Annotated in this window: 23 protein-coding genes; 12 read left to right on the top strand and 11 right to left on the bottom strand. The window is 54.9% G+C overall.

The features are described 5' to 3' along the window. Nucleotides 1-24: 24 nt before the first annotated feature. Both thyX and F7C11_RS06700 read right to left on the bottom strand, forming a co-directional pair. Nucleotides 25-774 carry an FAD-dependent thymidylate synthase gene (thyX, locus tag F7C11_RS06705; protein ID WP_297092314.1) on the bottom strand — a complete coding sequence of 250 codons (750 nt, stop codon included), beginning with the start codon at nucleotides 772-774 and terminating at the stop codon, nucleotides 25-27. Between the two features lie 218 nt (nucleotides 775-992). After that, on the bottom strand, nucleotides 993-1,517 hold the full coding sequence (locus F7C11_RS06700; protein ID WP_297092165.1) for a DUF996 domain-containing protein: 525 nt from the start codon (nucleotides 1,515-1,517) through the stop codon (nucleotides 993-995). A gap of 235 nt (nucleotides 1,518-1,752) precedes the next feature. Between F7C11_RS06700 and argF the strand changes: the two genes are divergently transcribed. Next, a complete protein-coding gene (argF, locus tag F7C11_RS06695; RefSeq protein WP_297092312.1) occupies nucleotides 1,753-2,700 on the top strand; it encodes an ornithine carbamoyltransferase in 948 nt (315 codons plus the stop codon). A gap of 285 nt (nucleotides 2,701-2,985) precedes the next feature. Here the strand turns inward: argF and F7C11_RS06690 are convergent, their stop codons facing one another. Next, complete coding sequence (locus F7C11_RS06690) at nucleotides 2,986-4,311, bottom strand: ATP-binding protein (RefSeq protein WP_297092163.1); 1,326 nt, start codon at nucleotides 4,309-4,311, stop codon at nucleotides 2,986-2,988. Nucleotides 4,312-4,410: 99 nt separating this feature from the next. Here F7C11_RS06690 and F7C11_RS06685 point away from each other — a divergent pair, with 99 nt between their 5' ends. Continuing rightward, a complete protein-coding gene (locus F7C11_RS06685; protein ID WP_297092161.1) occupies nucleotides 4,411-5,340 on the top strand; it encodes an RsmB/NOP family class I SAM-dependent RNA methyltransferase in 930 nt (309 codons plus the stop codon). A gap of 1 nt (nucleotide 5,341) precedes the next feature. Here the strand turns inward: F7C11_RS06685 and F7C11_RS06680 are convergent, their stop codons facing one another. Next, nucleotides 5,342-6,316 carry a hypothetical protein gene (locus F7C11_RS06680; protein WP_297092159.1) on the bottom strand — a complete coding sequence of 325 codons (975 nt, stop codon included), beginning with the start codon at nucleotides 6,314-6,316 and terminating at the stop codon, nucleotides 5,342-5,344. After that, nucleotides 6,316-6,894 (bottom strand): metallophosphoesterase, encoded by a 579-nt coding sequence (locus F7C11_RS06675; RefSeq protein WP_297092157.1) that lies wholly within the window; start codon nucleotides 6,892-6,894, stop codon nucleotides 6,316-6,318. The genes F7C11_RS06680 and F7C11_RS06675 overlap by 1 nt, the downstream gene beginning before the upstream one ends. 59 nt (nucleotides 6,895-6,953) lie before the next feature. On the opposite strand from F7C11_RS06675, the gene F7C11_RS06670 reads away from it, so the two are divergent. The 4 genes from F7C11_RS06670 (at nucleotide 6,954) to F7C11_RS06655 (ending at nucleotide 10,649) form a co-directional block, all read left to right on the top strand. Beyond that, entirely contained in the window at nucleotides 6,954-8,042 is a 1,089-nt protein-coding gene (locus F7C11_RS06670) for a saccharopine dehydrogenase family protein (protein ID WP_297092155.1), read from the top strand. Continuing rightward, nucleotides 8,020-8,679 (top strand): 16S rRNA methyltransferase, encoded by a 660-nt coding sequence (locus F7C11_RS06665; RefSeq protein WP_297092153.1) that lies wholly within the window; start codon nucleotides 8,020-8,022, stop codon nucleotides 8,677-8,679. Before F7C11_RS06670 ends, F7C11_RS06665 begins: the two co-directional genes overlap by 23 nt. Nucleotides 8,680-8,784: 105 nt before the next feature. Then, entirely contained in the window at nucleotides 8,785-10,164 is a 1,380-nt protein-coding gene (locus F7C11_RS06660) for a sodium-dependent transporter (RefSeq protein ID WP_297092150.1), read from the top strand. Nucleotides 10,165-10,238: 74 nt separating this feature from the next. Further along, a complete protein-coding gene (locus F7C11_RS06655) occupies nucleotides 10,239-10,649 on the top strand; it encodes a translation initiation factor IF-5A (RefSeq protein WP_297092148.1) in 411 nt (136 codons plus the stop codon). Nucleotides 10,650-10,812: 163 nt separating this feature from the next. Here the strand turns inward: F7C11_RS06655 and F7C11_RS06650 are convergent, their stop codons facing one another. From F7C11_RS06650 to F7C11_RS06635, 4 genes are read right to left on the bottom strand one after another with little or no spacing between them, the layout of a single operon-like run. Further along, nucleotides 10,813-11,886, bottom strand: coding sequence for an ABC transporter ATP-binding protein (locus tag F7C11_RS06650; RefSeq protein ID WP_297092146.1), 1,074 nt, complete (start codon nucleotides 11,884-11,886; stop codon nucleotides 10,813-10,815). Further along, the gene (locus F7C11_RS06645; protein WP_297092144.1) at nucleotides 11,886-12,734 is read right to left on the bottom strand and encodes a carbohydrate ABC transporter permease; all 849 of its coding nucleotides are present in this window, start codon (nucleotides 12,732-12,734) and stop codon (nucleotides 11,886-11,888) included. Before F7C11_RS06645 ends, F7C11_RS06650 begins: the two co-directional genes overlap by 1 nt. Next, complete coding sequence (locus tag F7C11_RS06640; protein ID WP_297092142.1) at nucleotides 12,731-13,672, bottom strand: carbohydrate ABC transporter permease; 942 nt, start codon at nucleotides 13,670-13,672, stop codon at nucleotides 12,731-12,733. The genes F7C11_RS06645 and F7C11_RS06640 overlap by 4 nt, the downstream gene beginning before the upstream one ends. Before the next feature lie 9 nt (nucleotides 13,673-13,681). Beyond that, nucleotides 13,682-15,043, bottom strand: a complete 1,362-nt coding sequence (locus tag F7C11_RS06635) for an ABC transporter substrate-binding protein (RefSeq protein ID WP_297092139.1) — start codon at nucleotides 15,041-15,043, stop codon at nucleotides 13,682-13,684. Between the two features lie 159 nt (nucleotides 15,044-15,202). On the opposite strand from F7C11_RS06635, the gene F7C11_RS06630 reads away from it, so the two are divergent. Genes F7C11_RS06630 through speB form a run of 4 tightly spaced genes read left to right on the top strand, consistent with a single transcriptional unit; the run spans nucleotide 15,203 to nucleotide 20,128 of the window. After that, entirely contained in the window at nucleotides 15,203-16,261 is a 1,059-nt protein-coding gene (locus tag F7C11_RS06630) for a TrmB family transcriptional regulator (protein WP_297092137.1), read from the top strand. Nucleotides 16,262-16,271: 10 nt separating this feature from the next. After that, the gene (locus F7C11_RS06625) at nucleotides 16,272-16,973 is read left to right on the top strand and encodes an HAD family phosphatase (protein ID WP_297092135.1); all 702 of its coding nucleotides are present in this window, start codon (nucleotides 16,272-16,274) and stop codon (nucleotides 16,971-16,973) included. Then, nucleotides 16,973-19,216 (top strand): glycoside hydrolase family 65 protein, encoded by a 2,244-nt coding sequence (locus F7C11_RS06620; RefSeq protein WP_297092133.1) that lies wholly within the window; start codon nucleotides 16,973-16,975, stop codon nucleotides 19,214-19,216. Before F7C11_RS06625 ends, F7C11_RS06620 begins: the two co-directional genes overlap by 1 nt. A 51-nt stretch (nucleotides 19,217-19,267) precedes the next feature. Beyond that, nucleotides 19,268-20,128 carry an agmatinase gene (gene speB / locus F7C11_RS06615; RefSeq protein ID WP_297092310.1) on the top strand — a complete coding sequence of 287 codons (861 nt, stop codon included), beginning with the start codon at nucleotides 19,268-19,270 and terminating at the stop codon, nucleotides 20,126-20,128. A 47-nt stretch (nucleotides 20,129-20,175) separates the two neighbouring features. Here the strand turns inward: speB and F7C11_RS06610 are convergent, their stop codons facing one another. Next, nucleotides 20,176-21,507: a sodium:proton antiporter gene (locus tag F7C11_RS06610; RefSeq protein ID WP_297092131.1), complete on the bottom strand. Its 1,332-nt coding sequence runs from the start codon at nucleotides 21,505-21,507 to the stop codon at nucleotides 20,176-20,178. 179 nt (nucleotides 21,508-21,686) lie between these two features. Here F7C11_RS06610 and F7C11_RS06605 point away from each other — a divergent pair, with 179 nt between their 5' ends. Further along, nucleotides 21,687-22,181 carry an HPP family protein gene (locus tag F7C11_RS06605; protein ID WP_297092308.1) on the top strand — a complete coding sequence of 165 codons (495 nt, stop codon included), beginning with the start codon at nucleotides 21,687-21,689 and terminating at the stop codon, nucleotides 22,179-22,181. Next, nucleotides 22,169-23,488, top strand: coding sequence for a cation:proton antiporter (locus F7C11_RS06600; RefSeq protein WP_297092128.1), 1,320 nt, complete (start codon nucleotides 22,169-22,171; stop codon nucleotides 23,486-23,488). Before F7C11_RS06605 ends, F7C11_RS06600 begins: the two co-directional genes overlap by 13 nt. 16 nt (nucleotides 23,489-23,504) lie before the next feature. Here F7C11_RS06600 and F7C11_RS06595 read toward each other — a convergent pair whose 3' ends face one another. Further along, a complete protein-coding gene (locus F7C11_RS06595; protein ID WP_297092126.1) occupies nucleotides 23,505-23,975 on the bottom strand; it encodes a hypothetical protein in 471 nt (156 codons plus the stop codon). Nucleotides 23,976-24,011 lie beyond the last annotated feature (36 nt).

The following is a 24,011-nucleotide window of genomic DNA, read 5'->3' as shown; positions in this document are numbered from 1 at the left end:
AGAAAAGCCATGTAAAAAGGTTTCTTAAACCGTTGGTTTGGAACCCGCCAGGGCCTTCCACTTCTCCCTCGTCCTCCTCCAGCAGCCGGGCGGCATCAGCTCGCCCTCCGGACAGTAGCCGAGATGGATGCATCTCGGCCCGAGCTTTGCCCACTTTATCACCGGCCTGAGTTCCTCGTTCCTCGCTATCTCTTCGAGCATCTTCCACGCGACTTCCCGTATCTCCCACTGGGCCCTCTCACAGGCCCTAAGACCGAGGAAGTGCTTGAGCTCGCGGAGGTTCATCGTAACGACAAGCTTTGTCCTGACCGCCTGAGGGAGTATAAAGCGGGCATCCTCCTGGTGTCGGCCGCGCTCGATACTCTTCCTGTACAGCTCAATGCTCTTCTTCATGAGCTCCTTCCACTCCTCAAGGAGCTCGGGGTCTTCCTTTATACCGTTGGGGATCACGAAGGTCTCCTCTATATCATTTAAGTTTAATTTTATATACCTCTGTGACTGTTGGGTATAACTTGCAAGCCTGTGCCTTACGAGCTGGTGCGAACAAACGCGAGAACACCCCTCTATCGCAAAGGTCAGCGTTGCGTGCTCCAAGATGGACTCGTGCCCGTAGCCGAGAACCTTGGGAAGGTGCATCTCGACGTCCTTCTGACCCATGCGCTCGAAAGCCTCCGTCTCCCATTCATCCCAGTAGCTTATCAATGCTGCCCATGTGACGGTTTCCAGGGGCTTTTTTGTATAATTGACAAGGGTAACCTTGATTCCATTCCCCATACGTGCCACCAGAGATAGAAGAGGGATGAGTTTATTAGGTTTACCGAGGGGTTAAAGAGGGCTGTTTGAAGGGCAAAATACCCCCGACACCCACTCGGCTGAATTTTCTTCAATGGACACTTCATCAGCCCCAGAATTTTCAAAGCTTTTCATAAGCCCGCCGGTTCGGGGTACTGGTTCTGTATAAAAGACGAAAAGAACAGAGACCAGTGTTCCAATCAGGAAACCGGTACTGGCTCCTCCGCGGACTGGGAGATCTCATCGGGCAGGGAGAAGAAGGCCACTATCTCAAGGATTGCCGCTATAACTATGAGCAGCATGCCAATCATGACTATCATCAGTATCGCTCCCACCAGGTACAGCAGTGCCGTCGTGTGGAACAGACCGACGCCCGTTTCCTCTGAAATCATGTCATAGCTCTGCTTCATGAACCAGACACCGACTATCATCAGGATCGCGGCTATTATGCCCCCGGCCCCCAGCATTCCGAGGCCAATCCCAGGGGATTCTATCATTCCCATCCCGAGTATCGATCCCCAGACTGTTCCGACCCAGACGAGGGTGGCTATTATGCTGAGTATCGCCGCCCAGAGGTATTTGCTGAATATCTCGTCCCTGCCAGTGGCCTCTGCGATGTTCTTCACCGCAAAGAGCTTCAGGATGAAGCCAATGAAGCCAAGCCCCACCACAGTAAGTATGGCTCCTATGCCACCCAACATCTTCGCGTTCTTAAGGTCTGCCATTCGAACCACCTCAACGTTAATAAAAGCTCTAATCTTATAAAAGGATTTCCACTTACACCAATAAAATCTCGGACACATTTCCATCCGAACTGCATTGATGGATGTATATATGCTTCAATGCCCATTACATTTGGAAAGCTCCCGAGCGTTAGTGCTCAAAAGATTTCAGCCGGAAGCAGATTTATCCGACGAAAGGGTTATTAAAAGGGAGCGCCAGCATTAAACGGTGATGCACATGGTGGTTAGCCTTGCAGGAAGGGACGTTCTCTGCCTTCAGGACTTCACGAGGGAGGAGATTGAAACTATTCTCAAAACCGCCGAAATGATGAAGATATGGAACAAGATAGGCAAGCCGCACCGCGTTCTTGAGGGTAAAACTCTGGCCATGATCTTCCAGAAGCCCTCTACCAGGACGAGGATTTCCTTCGAGGTTGGAATCTACCAGCTCGGAGGCTACGGCCTCTATCTCAACGCCCAGGACCTTCAGCTCAGGCGCGGCGAGACGATAGCCGACACCGCCCGCGTCCTCAGCAGGTACGTCGACGGAATAATGGCGAGGGTTTACGCCCACAAGGACGTTGAGGACCTCGCCAAGTACGCCGACGTTCCCGTTATCAACGGCCTCTCCGACTTCTCCCATCCGTGCCAGGCTCTTGCCGACTACCAGACCATACTTGAGAAGAAGGGCAGGATTCAGGGACTCAAGGTCGTCTACGTCGGTGACGGAAACAACGTCGCCCACTCCCTCATGATAGCCGGAACCAAGCTTGGGGCGAACGTTGTCGTCGCAACTCCGGAAGGCTACGAGCCGGACAAGAAGGTCATCAAGTGGGCGGAGCAGAACGCGGCCGAGAGCGGCGGCTCATTCGAGCTCCTCCACGACCCGATTAAAGCCGTCAAGGACGCTGACGTCATCTACACCGACGTCTGGGCGAGCATGGGTCAGGAAGCGGAAGCCGAGGAGAGGAGGAAGATATTCCAGCCATTCCAGGTCAACAGGGAGCTCGTCAAGCACGCCAAGCCGGACTATATCTTCATGCACTGCCTCCCGGCTCACAGGGGCGAGGAGGTCACCGACGACGTCGTTGACAGCCCGAACAGCGTCGTCTTCGACGAGGCCGAGAACAGGCTCCACGCCCAGAAGGCCGTCATGGCCCTGGTTATGGGTGGCATTAAGGTTTGAGGGCTTTTTCTTCACTTTGTTTTCCTTCTAACACTTGGCCTTCCCTGAAAGTCAGTTTTTATGGGGGCGGTTTGTGAAAGTCTTCTTCCATAAAACGGCACTTTTGTGAAAGTACGGTTTCACAAATGGGCTGATTTGTGAAAGTGGGTAATCCGTTGTTGTGATGCAGTCCCAGCTGACGAGGAGAACTGGGGATAACTACTTCTCCAATTTTGATTGGTAACTCGCCCTCCACTGCCTCAAGAGGAGAGAACTCGAAAAGGCAGAGAAAACCTTCACGAGGCTTTAGCGGACGAGCCTTTCAAGGTCGTTCAGGTCCATCATCTCCTCGCCTTTTCCTTCAATCCTCTTTGCGACGAGCAAAAACCTCTTGTTCTCGGCGTTGAAGCTCTCTGCCTTCGCCTTCAGATCTTCAAGAACCCTCTCAGCTTCCCTCTTCTTCAGCTCGCTCCACTTCACCTCGACGAAGAGCAGGCCGTCTTCAAGCTCCGCGACGGCATCTATCTCTTCCCCCTTGTGCCACCACCTTGCAACCTTCCTCTGCCCGAGGTCGAGGATTCTGAGCCTGAGCATCTCCCTAACAAGGCGTTCGAACATCTTGCCATAGTAGGCGTTAAGCTCGCGCTCAATCTTCTTCCATACCTCACCCACCAGTCCGAGCTCTAAGTCGGCCAAGTTGGGATAGACGAAGCGGAACCAGAAGTTGAAGAAGTTGTCCCTGATGTAGTAGCGCCCCCTCTTTCTCCTCCCGTAGGGGAGCTCGTAGGCAATCAAATCAAGCCGCTCAAGGACGTCGAGGTACCTTGAGATGTTGCCTCTGTCCAGGCCAGTGAAGCTGACCAGCTCCCCAAGGGTTTCATAGCCGAGGGAAATGCCCTTGAGTATCAGCTTGTAAACCCTCGGCTCCCTAAGCTCCTCCCGTAGAAGGAACTCTGGCTCCTCGTAGAGGACCTCACCCTTCCTCAGGACCTTTTCCCTGACGGCTTCCTCAGCGGACAGGTTCTTCACGATATCGAGGTAGAACGGAACCCCTCCAAAGATGGCGTAAACCTTCACGAGCTCCTCCATGTCCCTATCCGGGAGCATCCTGACTATTCCCCTGATGTCGAACGGCTCAACCTTCCACTGCCCCGTCCTCCTCCCGTAGAGCGGGCTCTTGTACTCGAGTGTCCTCTCCATCATCCCGATGGAGGAGCCGCAGAGCACGAGGAACACCCCAGTATCAATGAGGTGCTCGTCCCAGACCTTCTGAAGAACGCTCAGAATCCCGGGATTGAGCTTCATCAGGTACTGAAACTCGTCCAGAACTATGAGGACCCTCTTGCCACGCGTTTCGTCGGCAAGGTAGCGGAGGAGCTTCCCGAAATCGTTCACGTCTCTGAAGTATTCCCTACCGGTGAGTTCCGAGAGCTTTCCCGCGAGTTCTTTAACGTTCTCATCCACAGAATCAGCTGTGGCAAGGAAGTAAACGCCCCTCTTGTCCTTCAGGAACTCCTTGAGGAGCATCGTCTTCCCGACCCTTCTCCGCCCGTATATTACTATGAGCTGGGCCCCGCTTTTCTTCCACTTTCTTTCGAGGAACGCCAGCTCCCGCTCCCTGTCCACGAACATGAGACCACCGTTAAAATGATGTTCACAAAGTATAATAATCTTTCTACATCATTCTGTCCCGACGAAGAACCTTTTAAACCCTTCCCCCAACTCCCAAACATGCTAGAAAAGCTCTTCAGCCTCGGCTACTCAAAGACCTTTGCGGAGAGGTATTACGCCCTCTGGGGCGAGAGGGCTTTAGCAATAGCCGAGGCGATGGAGAAGCCCCTGCCGAGGTGCTTCCGCGTTAATACACTCCGAATAGAGGTTCCAAAGCTCACCAAGCTCCTCAACAAGAAGGGCTTCCAGTTTAAGCGCGTCCCCTGGGCGAGGGAAGGCTTCTGCCTCACGCGCGAGCCCTTCTCGATAACCTCCACTTCGGAATACCTGAGCGGCCTCCTCTACATTCAGGAAGCAAGCTCAATGTATCCTCCCGTGGCTCTTGATCCGAAGCCCGGCGAGACCGTCGCCGACATGGCGGCAGCGCCGGGCGGGAAAACCTCTTACCTCGCCCAGCTGATGGAGAACGAGGGCATCATTTACGCCTTCGACGTCGGCGAGGAGAGGCTTAAGGAGACGAGGCTTAATCTTTCTCGCCTTGGCGTTACCAACACGGTTCTAATCCACCGGTCGTCCCTCTACATCGATGAACTCGGAGTTGAGTTCGACAAAATTCTCCTCGACGCACCCTGCACCGGCTCAGGGACGATACACAAGAACCCCGAGAGGAAGGCCAACCGCACTATGGACGACGTGAAGTTCTGCCAGAACCTGCAGATGAAGCTCCTTGAGAAGGGTCTAAGCGTCCTAAGGAAAGGTGGAGTCCTCGTCTACTCCACCTGCTCCCTTGAGCCGGAGGAGAACGAGTTCGTGATCCAGTGGGTTCTCGACACCTTTGACGTCGAACTGCTCCCGCTCCGCCATGGCGAGCCAGCTTTGACGAACCCCTTGGGAATAGAGCTGAGTGAAGAAATAGCAAAGGCGAGAAGGTTCTACCCAGACAGGCACGGTACGAGCGGCTTCTTCGTGGCAAAGATAAAGAAGCTGTGAGTTAGGCCTTGGACTCCGCGGCGAGCCTTTCTTCGAGCTCACTGAGCCTCCTAAGGACGTCCTCGCTGAGGTGCTTTTCAAGCTCTTCCCTCGCGGCCCTCGCCAGCTCGAACTTTGAGTCATACTTCCCCAGGGAAGTCCAGTGGATTTTCTTGCCCTCAAGGAAGACGTCTATGTCACAGAGCCTCTTGTAGCCGACGTATTCGATGCCCTTGAGGAGGAACTTGACGCGCACGGGGTCTTCCCACGTCAGGAGTTTCAGCTTGTAGACCGGGACGCGCATGAAGGGCCTCGGGTAGTCCCAGTCCCAGCCCTCACCGACGATGAATCCAAGGTCGAGGTCTTCGATAACCATCATGAGCCGCTCGATGTTCTCCTCGTAGCGCTTGTCGGTGTCGTAGATTTTGATGGTAATCTCCTTCCACTCGGGCATCAGCTTGAGGAGCAGAATAGGGATATCAAGGCTGAGCTCTCTGTAAACCTGAAGAAAGTTCCTCCTTATGAGAACCGCGCCCTCTATCTCATCCGGGCCTATCGGTGAGCTGAGCCTTTGCCTCGTGATTCCTATTATCGTGTCTCCAGCCTCGCCCTCATCAAGGGCCGCCCTTACATCCATCACCTCACCACTGTACTTCTCGGCTATGAGCTTCAGAGCCTCATCGACCTTTTGGGGAACGCGGAGAAAGATCAGTGTGCTCTCCACGTGAACCTTCTCCACGGGGAGGTTACTGTTTATTACTTGGCTTAGAACCAGGGGAGCGTGAGACTTTATCAGAAAACCTGTCTCAGGCGGGAGAGTCTCCTTCTGCCACTTGTCGGTGACGAACAGGACGGTTTCGAACTCGCTGCTGTTCCTTATCGCGGTCTCGGTAGCAACTTCATCCACACCGAAAACATTCTTTAGGGCACCTTTAACCACCTCAGCGTGGGCCGTTCTTAGAAACACTATGGATGGCCCAAAGCGGAGAACCCTCATCACATACCCCTCCACATCTTGTAACCCCTATCAAAGTCCGTTCCTCCGGGATACTTTACCTTGTACGTCCTCTTGCTCGGGAGGAGAACGAAGTTGACGCCGAGAACACCGTTTAAGCCCCCCTCAATCAGCTTGAAGTTGTGGCCGTAGAGCCTGAAGTCGGCATCTTTATCGACCACATCCTGCCAGCTGTGGCCGAGGGCGAACCTGACTCCCTCTATCTCGACGACAGTGCCGGGCTCGACGACGGAACTCCCAAAGAACTCCTGAAGGAGTCCGGGGTCATCCTCGTTGCCCGGGACGATGTAGAGAACCGCACCGGATCCTTTGAGGACACGCGCCAGTTTTCTCAGAGCGCCCCTGTAAAGGGGCACCAGCTCGGGCTTTCTCTCAAGCTTTACGTTGTCGGCCACGTCCCCAGTGTGGATTATGTAGTCGGGCCCAATCCTCTCTATGAGCTCCCCGATGAAGTGGTAGACGCTCTCTGGAGTGTCGCTTATGTGCATGACCTTGGTCTCATCGGAGGAAGAGAGCACTTCCAGCACCTTTTTCCGGAAGATTGGTAGCTTGAACTGCATTGATAGGGGTAGGAGCAGGGCTTATATATACCTTCCCACAAGTTTCAAGGGGTGTTACCATGAAGGTTCTCGTTCTCGGTGCCGGAAACGTTGGGAGGGCAATAGCGTGGGATTTGAGGGAGGAGTTCGACGTCCACGTTGGAGACGTCAGTGAGGAGAGACTGAAGACCGTTTCTGAGTTCGCAACCACTCTCAAGGTGAACGCGGCGAACTTCGATGAACTGGTCGAGGTCATGAAGGGATTCGAGCTGGTTGTTGGGGCCCTGCCGGGCAGGTTCGGGTACCAATCCGTTAAGGCGGCCATAAGGGCTGGCGTTGACATGGTTGACGTTTCGTTCATGCCCGAAAATCCGCTGGAACTTCGCGATGAGGCCGAGAGGGCACAGGTGACGATCATATTCGACGCGGGCTTTGCTCCAGGACTGAGCCACATCCTGATGGGCAGGATATGGCAGGAAATGGACGAGCTGAAGGAGGGCTACATCTACGTTGGAGGCCTTCCGAAGGAGCCAAGACCACCACTTTATTACAGAATTACATGGTCACCAAAGGATTTAATTGAGGAGTACACGAGGCCGGCAAGGGTCATAAGAGACGGTCAAATCACCTCAATCGACCCCTTCGAGAGGATTGAACGGGTCTCAATCGGCGACTTTGAGTTTGAGGCCTTTGTGAGCGACGGTCTGAGGAGCCTCCTGGAAAGCGTGAGGGCAGATCGGCTTGAGGAGTGGACTCTCCGCTGGCCGGGGCATCTGGAAAAGATGAAGGTTCTGAGGGAGCTTGGATTTTTCAAACCCGAGCACGTTGACAATACTCTCGACGTTATAGTCCCCCTCATGAGCTACGAGAGCCCGGACTTCTCGATAATGCGGGTTATTGGGAAGGGCACTCTCGACGGGGAGCCAAAGGAGATTGGCTACCTCCTCTACGACGAGGAACGGGGCGGATTCACCTCAATGGCCCGGGTCACGGGGTTCACCGCCGCGATAGTATCACGGCTCGTTGCCGAGGGTGGGTGCATATACGGCGTCATTCCCCCGGAGATACTGGGCATGCGCATAGATACCTTCACGAGGATAACCCAGGAGCTCGCTGAGAGGGGAATAACCATAGAGAGGTGGGAGAATGCTCCACCTGGTGATAGCTGAGGCGGAGCTTGAGCTGGCGCCCAGGAGCATACTGGACCACCCCGCGATAGTCAACCATGCAAAGAGGAGGGGCAAGAGGCCGGAAGAGATAATCCTCGATGCCACCTATCACCACTCAGCCTTGAAAAAGCTCGAAGATGGGGACAGAAGGGGAAGGCCGGACATAGTCCACATCTGCCTACTGAACGCCCTTGAGAGCATAGCTAACAAGGAAGGCCTGCTGAGGGTCTACGTCCACACGAGGAACGACGAGGTAATCTACATAAAGCCCGAAACCCGCATACCGAGGAACTACAACCGGTTCGTCGGGCTGATGGAGAGCCTCTTTCAGAACCGCGCCGTTCCAAAGAACCTGGAACTGCTCCGCATGGAGGAAAAATCCCTTAGAGAGCTCATAGACGAGATAAGCCCCGACGAGGTCTTCGTGATGCACGAGGAGGGGGAGCCGACGAAGCCGGCAGACTTCGGGAGAACCCTGGCATCCATCGAAAACCCGGTGGTCATTGTTGGAGGATTCCCACACGGGGACTTTAGAAGCAAAATACTGGGAAAAAAGATAAGCCTTTACAAAGCCCCGTTGATGGCATGGACAGTCATGAACGAGATAATCATCAACTTTGAACATTGGGTCCCTTAAAAAAAGCGAAAAAGGGACATAATGTTTTTATATTACCTCGGGTTTAATTCCCCGTAAGCTTCCTTGAATAACAGGCTGGAAACATCTCCACGGGGGTGCGAATCGATGAGAAAAATAAGCTTCCTGATGGCGTTTTTGATAACGGGGTACATCCTCGGAATCTGGAACTTTCTGGTGCTGCCGAAGTACTACATAAACTTCGGACTGAAGGGGTTCCTGATATCGCTGATACCGATGCTTCTGGCGCTGTTTTTGATATACAGTGAGGCAGAGAGCACTAAACGCACCAGGTACCTGATATACGAGCTGTTCTTCAAGATATCCCGCACACCGGCACTGATATTCGTCCTCATTATGTTCCTGCTCGTGATGCTCGGAATCACCACCTACTACTCCTCCTACAGCCTCCTGTACATCTTCGGCGTTGGTCACAGGTACGTTCCGGCTATAGCCCTCGGGACGATACTCATCTCGGTGATCCTTCTTCTCCTCGCCAAGGGCAGGACTCTGGAAGTCATCTCGGTGCTCTCGGTGCTTTTCGTGCTCTTTGCAATAGCCTCCGCAGTCATCATCAGGAACCAGGCGCTCGACACCGTCACCGCCCCGCAGGCGGTTCACTACATGGAAAACGCAGTCTCGGCGATAACCTCCTTTGACCAGCCGCTATCCCTCAGGGGAGTCCTCTACATGCTCATCTCGGTGCTCATATCATTCGGCCTCGGTGCCGGCGTTTACTACGTGGTGGGAAGCTTTACCCCCGAGGAGCTTGACCTCAGAAAGGTTCTTGCGGCCGTTTTCGTCCTCCAGATAATACTGAGCTTCGCGGCGGCCTTCACCGTTGCCTACTCCCTCGGTGCCGCTTACCAGGGGTTCGGAAAGGCCTTCCACAACCCCAGCATTCCTGCGGAGGAGTCCATGAAGCTCTACCTCGGGTTCCAGAACCTCAAGGAGTACGCCACCAACAGCGAGAAGAGCCCGATGGACTCGATTGAAGTGTTCTATTCAATTCCATATGTGCTCAGGGGCAACATCGCCAACGCCGACAGGTTGATATACCTTCTCATGCTGTCGCTCTACTTCGCCGGGCTGACCACCATCATAGTCCTCATAGAGATGGGCAGCCAGATACTCTCCGAGGTCATGCAGCTTGGAAGGAGCAGAAGCCTGACGCTGGTGGCACTCCTCGGCCTTGTGCTCTCCGCAACGATGGTAATAGGCGACATCAGGACAATGTTCGTCGTGGTGCCCTTCAGCGTCGGTGCAATAATAGCCGCGGTCGAGGCATACCCGCTTCTCTCGGAGGAACTTGCACACAACAAAGGGGCTGTGGCTGGCATAATGGTTGTCCTCTTCCTCATAGGACTGCTCACGCTGTACTACGCGCTCAGGGCACCGAGCACCACTGTCAAGATAGGCGCACTCCTTGGCCTCGTCCTCCTCGTGCCGGTGTTTATGAACAGCATGCTGATGAAGACCCGCCGCTGACTCTTTCCTTTATTCAAAAATTTTTTAAAGACCCTTCCCAATCGGTTTTAGAACGCTTATGGGAGGTCTGAAAAATGGGAGACAAGACCAAGGTTCAGGTTAGCAAGCTCAAGCCGGGAAGGTACATCCTCATCGATGGAGAGCCCTGCAGGATCGGCAACATAACCGTTTCCTCACCCGGAAAGCACGGTTCAGCCAAGGCCAGGATCGAGGCCGTTGGAATCTTCGACGGCAAGGTCAGGAGCATCGTCAAGCCCACCAGCGCTGAGGTTGACGTTCCGATCATCGACAAGAGAACCGCCCAGGTCATCGCCATGACCCCGGACACCGTCCAGATCATGGACATGGAGACCTACGAGCTCTTCGACGTCCCGATCGAGACCGGCGTCGCCGACGAGATCAAGGACCAGCTCAAGGAAGGCATCAACGTCGAGTACTGGGAGACCCTCGGCAGGATAAAGATCATGAAGCTCAAGGGCGAGTGAGCCCTCTTCTACCTCTTTAACCCCCCAGACTTTTCTCGGAAAGTTAAAAGCTGGGAAGCCCCAGGGCCTGCATGTCTTCACCCATTCGTGAGCATTACACCTTCCGCTTTCAGCGAGAGTTCAAAAAGAGAAAAGGGCTGATTTAAGGCAGTCAGCGCGGCAATCAGCCGTACAGCAGCTTTCCACTTTTGGGGTCGAAGATGTACATCCTGTCCATCCTCGGCCTCCAGTAGACCTCCTCTCTGCCCCTCTCCACACCTTCCGGAAGCCTGAGTACGAGCTCCACACCGCCGTAGGCGATGTGACCGTAGCTCTCCACGCCGAGCTTCTCAATACCGAGGAGTCTGCCCCTTACAAAGCCATCCTTCGGTTCGGGGCTGACTTCAACGTGCTGGGGCCTGAAGCCGAGAACCGCGGTGCCGCGGACGTCTATGCTGGCGGGCAGTTCCAGCACGAACTCCCCAGCATCGAAGAGCACCCTTCCGTCCCTCTCCCCAATCTCGCCCTTCAGGAGGTTCATGGGAGGGCTTCCCACGAACGTTGCAACGAATGTGTTGGCAGGTTTGTAGAAAATCTCATCCGGCGTGCCCACCTGCTGGAGAACGCCCTTGTCCATGACCGCTATCCTGTCGGCCATCGTCATCGCCTCAACCTGGTCATGGGTGACGTAGATGGTGGTTATTCCGAGGTCATAGCTGAGGAGCTTTTTGAGCTCGAAGCGCATCTGGGTTCTTATCTTGGCATCGAGGTTGCTCAGCGGCTCGTCGAGCAGGAAAACCTCCGGTTCCCTAACCAGCGCCCTGGCCAAGGCCACACGCTGCTGCTGACCGCCGCTCAGTTCGCTCGGCTTTCGGTTGAGGAGGTCGGCTATTCCAAGGAACTCGGCTACCTCCCTGACGCGCCGTATCCTCTCCTGCTTCGGAACCTTCCACATCCTCAGCGGAAATTCTATGTTGCCAAAAACCGTCATGTGCGGATAGAGCGCGTAGCTCTGGAAGACCATGGCGGTGTTCCTCTTGGTGGGGTCTATCTCGTTGACCAGCTGGTCTCCTATCCATATTTCCCCTTCGGTGGGTGTTTCGAGGCCGGCTATCATCCTGAGTGTCGTCGATTTTCCGCATCCGCTCGGTCCGAGGAGCACCATGAACTCCCCGTCCCTAACCTCAAGGTTCAGTCTGTTGACAGCGACCACTTCGCCAAACTTCTTGGTAACGTCCTTAAGCAGAACCCTCGCCATCAGCCTTTCCCTCCCGTAATGACTATACCCCTAATGAGATACCTGTTCAGCACGAGGAAGAGCAGTATCGTGGGTGCCGAAGCCACCAGCGAGCCCGCTATGATGGGGGTGTACTCCGTCCACATGCTCCTCTGGAAGGCGAAGCTGAGACCGACCGGCAGGGTGAAGTTTTCCGGCGAACGGAGGAAGATGAGCGGTCCGATGAAGGCGTTCCATGAGCCGAGGAACTGGTAAACGGCGACCGCACCGAGGGCGGGCTTGGCCAGCGGCAGTGCTATGTAGAAGAACGCCTTTATCGGACCGCACCCATCCAAGCGGGCGGCTTCGAATATCTCGTTGGAAAGCGAGGTGAAGTACTGCCTCATAAGGAAGATGCTCGACACGTTCACTATTCCCAGCAGTGCCAGGCCGAAGATGTTGTCTATGAGGCCGAGCTTGTACATGATGATGTAGTTCGGAACCAGCGTGACGAACATTGGGATCATAAGGAGCGAGAGCAGTGCGGAGAAGATCACGTCCTTCCCCGGGAATTTGAGCCTGGCGAAGGCATAGCCGGCCATGCTGGTGAAGAGCACGTTGCCCGCGACTATCAGTCCCGCGTAGAGAGCAGTGTTGCGAATCCAGCGCGGGAACAGGTCGAGCCTGAAGAGCTTCTGGTAGTTCTCAAGTGTGAATGGGTTGGGAACCCACTCCGGGGGATATGCGGAGGCCTGTGCCCACGTCATGAAGGAAGCGACAAGTGACCTGATGAAGGGCATCAGATAGACCAGTGCAAAGGTTATCAGCACGGCGTAGGTTATGACAATCCAGATACGTCGGATGAGCCTCTCCTTCTCCTTCGGGGTCATCTCATAGCCCTCCCGTACTTCTTCTGGAACAGGTAGGTGGTCGTAAATATTATCGCGAACAGGAACCAGCTTTTGGCCGCGGCAACGCCGGGACGTATCCTGGTGAACGCTTCGTTATAGATATCCAGCGCAACGGTGTAGCCTGCCCCTCCCGGGCCGCCGTTGGCCCCTGCCATTATCCACGCGAGGTCGAACATCTGGAGGGCCCCTATGAGTCCCATGACCACGACGTAGACGACCATCGGCCTGAGCATCGGGATCGTTATGAAGAAGAACCTCCTTATCGGGCCTGCACCGTCAAGCATTGCCGCCTCGTATATCTCCTTTGGAATAGCCTGCATTGCCGCCAGGAAGGACACCATGAAGTGGCCGCTGGTTCCCCAGATGGCGACGGTGGCTATGGCAAACAGGAGGTAGTCCTTGTTGTTTATCCAGTCCACCGGCTCGAAGCCCGGGATTACGTGGGCCAGGACGTAGTTTATGTAGCCATTCTTCATGAAGAGCCATATGAATATCAGCGCCACGATGACCGAGGAGGTCGTCGCAGGCAGGAAATAGGAGACTTTGAAGAACTGCTGGCCGCGAATCTTCTGGTTGGCAAAGGAAGCCAGCACTATTGCCAGGAAGGTCTGGATGGGCACGACGATGAGTGTGTAGAGCAGGATGTTCTTCAGGCCGGTGTAGAAGGGCACGAGAAGATAGGGAGCGCCGTGAAGCCCCCTGATCAAGTCCCTTATCACGATCTCAAAGTTTTGAAGCCCGACGAACTGCATCTCGCCTATGTAGTCCCACTTGAAGAAGCTCAGATAGAAGGCAAAGAACATCGCGAAGTAACCAAAAACCAGGTTCAGAATAACGGCGATTGAGATGAGAGTTAATCCGGCTACAATCTCCTTATTCCTAGCCTTCTCGTAAAAGGAAGAAAAAGACGAAAACATGTTCTCACCTCAGCTGCTCAGTTCTTCCTGGACGACCTGCTTCATAACCTCAATGGCCTCGTCCACGCTCATTTCGCCCCTCATCGCTGCGGCCATTGCATCGCTGAACTTGCCCTCAAGCGGTCCGGACTTCGGACCCCAGAGGAAGACTATCATCTGGTCGTACTTGAAGGAGAGGGTCTTCTTGTGCTGGGGCCACATGTCGGGATCGTTCTCGAAGCCCTTTATGCTGGGCAGGGTCTGACCGCCCTTGACGACGAGCTCCTTCTGTCCCTCCGGCCCGAGGAGGAACTCAACGAACTTCCAGGCCTCCTGCGGGTGCTCCGTCTTGGCGTTTATTCCCAGAATGACGGTGTAGACCATGGTCACCCTCCCGTTCTTTCCGGCAGGAACGGGAGCGATGTCCCAGTCCTCACCGTACTTGAAGTCGGGGAACTGGTCGGCGAGGAAGGGGATCATCCAGTTTCCGCTGATGACCATTCCAACCTCCTGCTGCCCAAAGGCGTCACCAAGCCAGCCCGCTCCGACGTCGCTCGGCTGGACAACGTACGGGGTAAGTCCCTGATTCTCCCGCTCTATCTTGCCCTTCCTGTAAAGGTCGATGTACCACGTGAGGGTCTCCTTTACGACCGGGTTGTCAAACCAGGAAGCATCCTCGGGCTTCTCGAACCATGGCTTGGGAGCACCGTTGCTGACCGCCACGGGGACGTACCTGTTGAAGCCTCCGAGGTATATGGCCAGTCCGGGCTTTCCTGTCTTGTCGGCTATTATCCTGGCGTACTCCTCAAGCTCCTCCCAGGTTTCGGGCGGCCTGGTGAGACCCGCCTGCTCGAAGAGCTTCTTGTTGTAGAAGAGGGCCAGCATGCTCCAGTCCTTCGGTAGGCCGTAGAGCTTTCCGTCCTTCATGAATGGCTCCAGCAGGAACGGATAGAACTGGTCAATGAAGCTCTGGTCAGCGAGGTCGGATATCGGATAGAGGGCGCCCTTGTCGATGAATATCGGGGCCCAGGCACTGTCAACGTAGAAGACATCTGGGGCAACTCCAGCACCGTAGGATGCCAGAATGTTCTCGTGGAACATCTGGGTGATGACCTCGTACTTGATGCCGATGTTGGGGTTCTGCTCCTCGAAAGCTTTAATCATCTTCTCGTAGTTCTTCATCTCGGTTTCTCCGGCGCTCCAACCGGCGAACCTTACGAAAACTTTCTCCTGCACCTGCGTCTCAACTTTGGTCTCGGTTTTAACCTTGGTTTCCGTGACGGTCGCCGGCGTTTGGGTTCCGGTCTGCTCCCCGCCGCCGATGCACCCGGCAGCCACTACTGCCAAAAGCAGAACAAAAACCAAAAGACCACCAGCAAGGACTTTTTTCATACCTCCTCACCCCTCGACATACGTGCATGGAATAATATGGGCATTCAATGTTTATACTACAATACTATTATATAAACCTTACTGAATTAGTATCCAATATATTTAAATAGTATTGAAGCTCAAAAATACGTAGTAGCAGTGACCTGTGGAGGGGTGCAGATGGAAAATTATGCTTTTTTGATTGAAAAACTGCAGGAACTCGGGCTCACCAAAAGGGAAGCTGAGGTTTACCTCACGATCCTCGTAAAGGACGGGGCTACCGTGAAGGAGCTTCTTGAGTCCCTCGACATTCACCAGCCACAGCTCTACAACATCATCCAGAGCCTGATACGAAAGGGATTCATCAGGGCATCCGCTGGAAGGCCGAGGGTCTACACGGCGAGCGATATAGGCGCCCTCATTGACATCCAGAAGATGAAGTTTGACCTCCTCCGGAGCGTTCTCCAGGAGGAACTCATGAAGATCAAGGGGAGAACCGAGGAAGAGGGGCCATACATTTCGCTTGTGAGGAGCCTGGAGGGCGTCTTGGCAAGCGTTATAGAGATAATAAACTCCGCGGAGGTCGAGATCAGAGCCGAGCTTCCCTATCCTGTCTTCAGGGAGCTCAAACCCTACCTGCTGGGGGCCCTCCAGCGGGGGGTGAACCTGTACCTTCTGGTTTATCCCACCATAGGTACTCCAGAGGAGTTCGAGAGGTTCAGGGACCAGGTCAAGATACGAACCTTTGATCTTGGGAACTTCCTTCTCGTCATATCTGACCTCTCAAGTGCGGTTTACTCAAAACGGCGCTTCTTCAGCGTCCACAAGCTTCCGATCTCCAGCAACGAGATCTACGGGTACGTGATACAGGAAAAAGACCTCCTCCTCAGGCTTCTCAACATCCACAACAACCTCTGGCTCAAGTCAAAGGAGGTCATGGGCTGGATTCCCAGGGTCGAGCTGTATCCTAAGGTGTTCATCGAGTTCTCGATGGCGCTCAACGAGCTTGAGACCCTGCTGAAGCTCGGTTATACCCCCGTGGTGACCGTAGAGGGCAGGGACGTTAAGAGCGGCTATCCCGTGAGCATCACAGGAAAGGTGCGTTCGATAAACCGTTTCGGGATAGTCAGCAACTTCGTCCTCGAAAGCGAGAACGGAACCTTTACCGTCGGGGGTTTTGATGCAGAGGTGGAGGACATCGAGGCGCAGAGGGTTGTCATCAGGGAGATAACAAAATAAGGTGACAGCGATGTCAAGGATAGCACTGATATGGGACTTCGATGGGGTTCTCGTTTACACGCCCCACGAGGAGGCCTGGAGAAAGGCGGCGGAGATCTACGGGGCCAAAATCGACCACGAGTTCTACGTGAGGTACGTCTCAGGAAAGCCGCGCTACGAGGGTGCGCACAACATACTGGAGCTGACGGGCATCTACGAGCGCCACGGTGCCGACACAGAGGAAAAAAGGAAGAAACTCCTCACGGAATTCGCCGAGTTCAAGAACAGGATGGTCAACGAGATGTTCGACAGGGGGGAGTACGAGGTCAACCATGGGGCCGTAGAGTTCCTGATGAGGGCAAGAGAACTGGGAATACCAAGCGCCCTGGCTTCCGCCTCAAAGAACGCCCCAAGGCTGGCGGAAAAGGTCAGGATTGGGGACAAGAGGCTGATAGATCTCTTCGATGTCAACGTCAGCGGCATGGCACCCAGCAAGAAGGAGGTATTCCGGCTGGCAAGGAAAAAGCTCACGGAAATGTTCCCGGAGGTGGAGTCGTTCTTCGTAGTTGAGGATGCCCCCGCAGGTGTAAAAGCCGCCAAGGAGCTCGGGATGCTTGTTTTGGGATATGAAAGAGAGGCAGAGCTTGAGGGGGCAGACCTTAGGTTCAGGGACTTTGAGGAGGTCTCCATCGAGCGGCTGTTAGGGCTGAGCGAAGGGAAGGAGGGGGAGTGATGAAGTTTCGGTTTAAGCTCTCCAGGTATTCACCCGAAGAGGAGGCGGTCTACGGGACGATACTGACCCTGGGAAACGGACACCTCGGTGTTCGGGGTGAGGTTGAGCTTGAACCAACGGTATACGGCACGACCATAGCGGGTGTTTATGATGATGCCCCTTACTTCTACCGTGAAATAGTCAACGCCCCCAGGGTCGTGGGGCTTCAGCTGATGTTCAACGGTGAGCCCCTAAACCTGAGCACCCACAGAATTCTGCGCTACGAGAGGGAGCTGGACATAAAAAAAGGAACCTTAAAAACGTGGGTGGAGCTTGAAACCAAAAAAGGCGTTAGAATAGGCTATGAGAGCACGCGGATAGTCCACGGAAGGAGAAAAAACCTCGTTATTATGAAGTTCAAATTTAAGGCCAGTCAGGACGGTCTCCTCACGATACTGAGCCCGATAGAGCTCGACACGGCCAACCCCTCCTACAGGGGGGAGATACTCGTTAGACACTATTCCGTGGAGGAGCTGGACTGCGACGGGGAGGGAGTGTATGCCCACGTCAGGACGCTGGACGGAAAGTACCACGTTGGCATAGCCAGCTCAATTTTCACCCCCGTGAACCACGAGAGGAGCACTGTAAAGAGCACCAGGCTCATAGGAGAGGTTCTAACGCTGAACGTTGAGGGTGGGAAAGAGTACGAGTTCGTGAAATACGTCGTTGTGTCTTCCAGCGGCGGAAACGACATGAAGAGTGCCGTTCTTGAGGAGCTCCGGGAGAGCAAAAGGGCGGGTTTTGAACAGCTATACGAGGAACACGTGAGTCACTGGGACAGGATCTGGGAGAGGGCCTGGGTGGACATAGAGGGCGACGAAGATGCCGAGAGGGGGCTTGCGTTCAGCCTCTTCCATCTGGTGCAGTCGCTTCCCCACGACAGCCACATATCCCTGACCGCGAGGGGGATACACGGCTTTGGCTACCGCGGGCACGTCTTCTGGGACACCGAAATCTACGCACTCCCGTTCTTCATGGCAACGATGCCCGAGGAAGCCCGGAGAATGCTCGTTTACAGGTACAACAACCTCAATGCAGCCAGGGAAAATGCGAGGCTCAACGGCTACGAGGGCGCACAGTTCCCGTGGGAATCGGCCGACGACGGCAGAGAGGCAACACCCCCTCTCGTGCCGCTGGATATGAGGGGGGAGAGGATGGTGAGGATATACACCGGAGAGGAGGAGCACCACATAACGGCGGACATAGCCTACACCGTTGACCTCTACTACCGCCTTACCGGAGACGAGGAGTTCATAACCCGCCACGGGCTTGAGATCATCCTGGAGACGGCGCGCTTCTGGGCGAGCAGGGTGAGGTACGACGATGGAAAGGGCTACGTAATAGAGAGGGTCATCGGTCCGGATGAGTACCACGAGCACGTCAACAACAGCTTCTTCACCAATCTGATGGCCAGGCACAACCTGCTCCTCGGAGTCTCGTACTTCAGAGAGGGCATTGGAAAGGACAGGTGGAGGGAAGTCATCGAGAGAACCGGGGTGACCGAGGGAGAAGTTCAGAAATGGCTTGAGATAGCCGAAGGGCTGTACATCCCACCGCAAACCGATGACGGGGTTTACGAGGAGTTCGACGGGTATTTTGCACTGAGGGACTACACGGTTGACCCCTACAACCTGGGGGAGGAAAGACTGCCGGAGGAGATAAGGAAAGACCTCGGCAGAACCCGACTCATCAAGCAGGCAGACGTCATAGCCGCCCAGTACCTCCTGAAGGACTGGTTTGACCTGGACACCATCAGGAGGAACTTCGAGTACTATATCGTCAGAACCACCCACGCGTCTTCACTCTCAATGCCCACCTACGCCATAGTCGCATCGTGGCTCGGGGACATGGAGCTCGCGTACGACTACTTCATGAAGTGCGCCTACATAGACCTGAAGAACATCTACGGAAACACCGCGGACGGGTTCCACCTGGCAACCGCCGGCGGTCTGTGGCAGATACTCTTCAGGGGCTTTTGCGGTGTCGATTTCAAGGAAGACACGCTGAAGATCAGCCCGAACCTCCCGGAAAAATGGGAGTCAGTGAGGCTGAGGTTCTTCTTCAGGGGCTCGTGGCTTGAGCTGAGGGTGAAGCATGGCGAAGTCCGCATAAAGATGTTAGAGGGCACGAAACCGATACGTGTGGAAGCCTTCGGAAGTGGGGCGGTTCTTCAGCCGGGGGAAGAGGCCCTACTCCGGCCCTAGCCCCCACAAAGGTTTTTAATCGTGCCCTCCGAAATTTCCCCGGTGGGAGAGATGGAGTTCCTTTACACGTACGAGACGCTCAAGCTTGAATTTCCGCTCTCCGAGCCGGAAAGGGCAACGTTCGTAATCCTGGGCATTCCCTTCGATGGGACAACCAGCTTTAAGCCCGGGGCGAGGTTCGGGCCAACCCTGATCAGGCATGCCACCCTCAACCTTGAGAGCTACATCCTCGACTATGATGTTGACATATCCGAGCTCCCAATAGCGGACATAGGGGACATCGCCGTCGTCGCCGGAGACCCCCGGAAGACTGCAGACAGGGTCAGAGAGACCCTTGAAGAGCTCAAACGCATAAACCCCAACGCCCTGCCGATACTCCTCGGTGGCGAGCACTCCCAGACCCTCGGCGCCGTTGAAGCCCTTAGGCCGGCCAGCTACGTCGTCTTCGACGCCCACCTAGATCTGAGGGACAGCTACGAGGACAACCCCTACAACCACGCCTGCGTGGCGAGGAGGATAGGGGAGCTCGGAATAAGGGAAGCGATGTTTGGGATAAGGAGCGGAACGAGGGAAGAGGTCATCTACGCCGAGGAGAACGGAATCCCGTGGGTGCACGCGAGGGATTACGACTTCGATGCCTTCGTCGAACTGGTGAAGCCCCTCCCCGAGCCGGTGTACCTCTCGATTGACATAGACGTCTTCGACCTTTCGCTCGTTCCCTCAACCGGAACCCCCGAGGCCGGTGGACTGGGCTTCTGGGAAGTCGTGGAGGCCATGGAATGGCTCGTGGAAAACAAGAGCATAGCGGGCTTCGATATAATGGAGGTTGGCGGGCACGAACTCGGGGACATCACCGCCCTGACGGCTGCGAAGCTCCTCTTCCACTTCATAGGAGCGAAGGGAGGTCTCTAGCAATAATTTTCCTTTCTGGGCTTCACAGCAAATTGAAAAAAGAGAAATCAGGAAGTTTTCAGCTCGTGCTTCATCTTCTCGTAGCTCTTCATCCTGTCCTGTACTGTCTCGGTTCCCAGCAGCTTAGTCCTGAGGAACGGCAGCCACAGGGTCTCAGTGATGACGGAGGCAAGGACGACTATGACCGTGGTGGCCAGGATAACATCGCCCCAGTACACGCTGAGCTCTCCACCGGGGTACTTCATCGCGAGGGACAGGGGAAGTGCCGCCAGGGCTGAGGGCACTATGCCCCTGGGGCCTTCGAGGGCTATGAAGAGATATTCCCTCGGACTCCACCATCTGAGAAGGGGAAGCGCTGCGAGGGGCCTCGCAACCACCATGATAAAGAAGGCCACGAGTACGCCCTTCAGAATGTTCCCGGTCAGGAGGTCGAGGTTCAGGCTGGCGCCGAGGAGCACAAAGATAAACACCGTGGCTATCGCTGCGAGGCTCTCGTTGAACTCGACCTCCTTCTCCACCGCCCTGAGAACCCTGTCCATGATGGCCGGGTTCTCCCTTTTTCCTATTATTTTGTAGTTCCCGAGGACTATCCCAGTGACCGTTGCGACGAGATATCCTGAGGCCTGGAGGGACTCTCCGAGGAAGAAGCCGGTGAAGGCCAGGAGGAGCGAGAATATCTCTATCTCTGGGAACTCAAATAGGGAGGTCTTCTTAATGAACCAGTAGCCGAACATCCCAAGAACAAAGCCCACCGCTATGGACACCACGACCTCGTAAAGGAAGTACAGGAAGGCCCCACCGTAGAGGCCGGCCACCGAGCTCAGCGAGGCAAAGATACCGCCGCTGGCCTGGGGAACGAACATCGCTATCGCGACGGTTGTCAGGACTATACCGAGAGGGTCGTTGAATATGGACTCCGTTACTATGGTCGTCTCGATGTCCTGCTTAACCCTGTGCTGGCGGAAGAGGGGTATCAGCGTCGCCGGGTCAGTGGCACTTATTATGGCACCGAAGAGGAAGCCGACAAGAAATGGGGCATCAAAGACCCAGGAGAAGAACCACGCAGAGAGAAGAGCCGTTATCAGAAGTCCGACCGTGTCGAGGGTCACTATTGTGCTCATGTTCCGTTTCAGCATCCTCCAGCTCAGATTGTGTCCCTCGGTAAAGAGTATCATCACCAGGCCAAAGACCCTGACGTAGTCAAAGAGCTCATGCGCAACTTCCCTCGGCATCCACATGGTTATCGGGCCAAGAACCATCCCGAATACTATGAAGAGAGGAACGTATGATATGTTGAACCGTCTGCTGAGAAGCATTGAGATTATACCCGCACCGAGTACCGCTATGAGCACCCTCGCTATAACATCCGTTGGCACCATTGGAATCTCCCCCGTCCTTTGGCCGGGGTTCTACGGAGAATATTTAAACGTTTGGTTTGTTTGGCACTCCCAGGCGGACGGATTGGCTGGTACAATGTTCTAAACGTTGCCTCGATGTCCCGTTAAACCCACAAAGTCTTAAATAGAACTTTTTTCATCCTTCAACATTGGTGATCCCTATGGAAGTGGAGTCCGCCCTTGAGAGGTTCCACTCACTCACCCTGACCGATATCATGCCCCGGTTCGAGACGATGCCCATAGTCACCGCGGATGCCGACCTGCTCAGCGTCCTCAAGATACTGAGGAGTAGGCACCATGTCTGGGTCGTTGACAGCAGGGAGAACATGAAGCTCGTGGGCGTCATCAGGTACATCGACGTTATAGACGTCCTCCTTCCCCCGGGGGCCCACAAGTTCAAGCTGGGGATGACCAGCAAGATAATGCGCTCGATGCTCGGCGGCGCCACCAAGGCGGAGGATGTCGCTGAGAGGCACGTGCTCACGATAGACAAAGATGCCACGGTACTTGATGCCCTGATGAAGATGCGCAAGTACAGAATACAGGTACTGGCCGTCGTGAAGGACGGAAAGCTGGTCGGCGAGGTGAGCCTGCGCATACTGATAGACGAGCTGCTGAGACTGCTCCGGGTGGGTGGAGCGCAATGGAAACGGTGACCTGGCTCCTGTTCGCCATAGGAATATCCCTGATCCTGGCGAAGATAGGGGACAGCATAATAGAGAGACTTGAGCTACCGGGCGTTCTTGGAGAGCTCCTTATGGGGATGATCCTAGGAAACCTCGTCTATTTTGGGATAGTCGCTCCCCAGTACCTCCCGATAGTCAGCGGAGAGGGCTTTACCACAGATTTGACCGTCGTTTCCAACTTTCTGGCCAAGCTGGGTATAATATTCCTGCTGTTCCTCGGTGCCCTCGACGCTGACATTGAGCAGCTCAAGAAAACCGGACTCACCGCAACGGTCTCCACCCTCCTGGGGGTATTTGTGCCGCTCTTCATAGGGTGGTTTGCCCTTATGGAAATGGGATACCCCAGCAGGGAAGCCTTCGCGGGGGGTGTCCTGCTGACGGCCACGAGCATCGGGCTGACGGTCAGGGTAATGATGGACTTGGGCGTGCTCAAGAGTGAGGTCGGAGCCGCTTCGCTCAGCGCGAGTGTTATGGACGACTTTCTCGGCATAGCGCTCGTCATATTCGCCGTTGGAAGCGGGAGTCTTATAGAGCTGAGTGAAAAAATAGTCGCCTTCTTTGTAATAACCGGCATCCTCTGGTGGTTCCTCGTTGAGCACTACATAAAATTCGCCGAGAGGCTGCACGTCGAGAAGGGCATACTGGGAACCGTTCTCGGCATGATGTTTCTCTTCGCGGCCCTCGCCGAGGGCTGGTTTGCGGCAGCCATCGAAGGAGCGTTTATGATGGGTCTCGTGCTCTCAAAGCTCCCCGAAGGAAAGCGCATCATGGATGACGTAAAGGCCATAGGTTACGGCCTTCTCATACCATTCTTCTTCGTCCACACTGGAGCGATGTTGAACCTCACGGTATTTGGGGACGCAAAGGCCCTCGTTCTGGCGGCAGTCCTGACTGTCATAGCGGTTTTTGGAAAGGTCGCCGGAAGGGGATTCGGGGCATGGATAACGGCCTGGGGAAAGGGAAGGGAGTTCCTGTTCACCGGGGAGAACTTCTGGATGTCCCTCCAGATGGGCATCGGCTCGGTTCCGAGAACGGAGGTCGCCCTCGTTGACCTCATGGTGGCAATACACGGAGGCGCGATCAGCCCGCAGCATGCCCCGGAGTTCATAGCGGCGACGCTGATATTTATAACGGTCTCGGTGCTGATAACGCCGCCCCTGCTCAAATGGGCGTTCAAGAGAGAAATCGAGGAGAGCAGGAGTACAAAAGCCGCCCAGAAGGTCGAGAGGATACAGGCAACCAAAGAAAAGATAAGGGAAATAAAGGGCTCATCCTGAGCCTTTTCCTTTACAATCAGCCGAAGAATGCCCCCATGGCGCTCATTTCCTCCTCGCTCATGGACTTTATCCTGAACTCAGGCATCTTGGGGAGAAGAGCCTCGTACCCCTCCCTTGTTATCTCCTCGGCCCGCCCGTTCTTGACGTGGTAGAACATGCCGTAGTCCGGGTCGCGGTACGCAACGAGGAACTCCCCAACCTCAACGTCATCGAAGCTCACGAAGATTACGTTACCCCCTGTGTAGGGCTTCCTGCACTTGAACGGGAAGCTTGAGGAGTTAAGCATCGCATCTCCTAGGGCCTGGTTGGCCTTTTCTCCGTTTATCTCGGTCCAGAACTTTCTGCCTTCAAAGTCGCCCTCAACGACGATGAGGAACCTCTTTCCATCGAGCTCGACGATGGGAGCACCTTTCTGCGCGAGTATCCTAAAGAGCTCACCTATGGTCTCGGCATTTCTGAGGGAAGCAACAAATCCTTCAACCTTCATAGTCCCACCAGAGACCCTTCCGAGTGAAGGGTATAA

The organism is Thermococcus sp., from assembly GCF_015521605.1.
In the GTDB taxonomy this organism is placed as follows: Archaea; Methanobacteriota_B; Thermococci; order Thermococcales; family Thermococcaceae; genus Thermococcus.
Note: the sequence above shows the minus strand (reverse complement) of the source record. Positions and strands in the feature narration are given on the sequence as shown.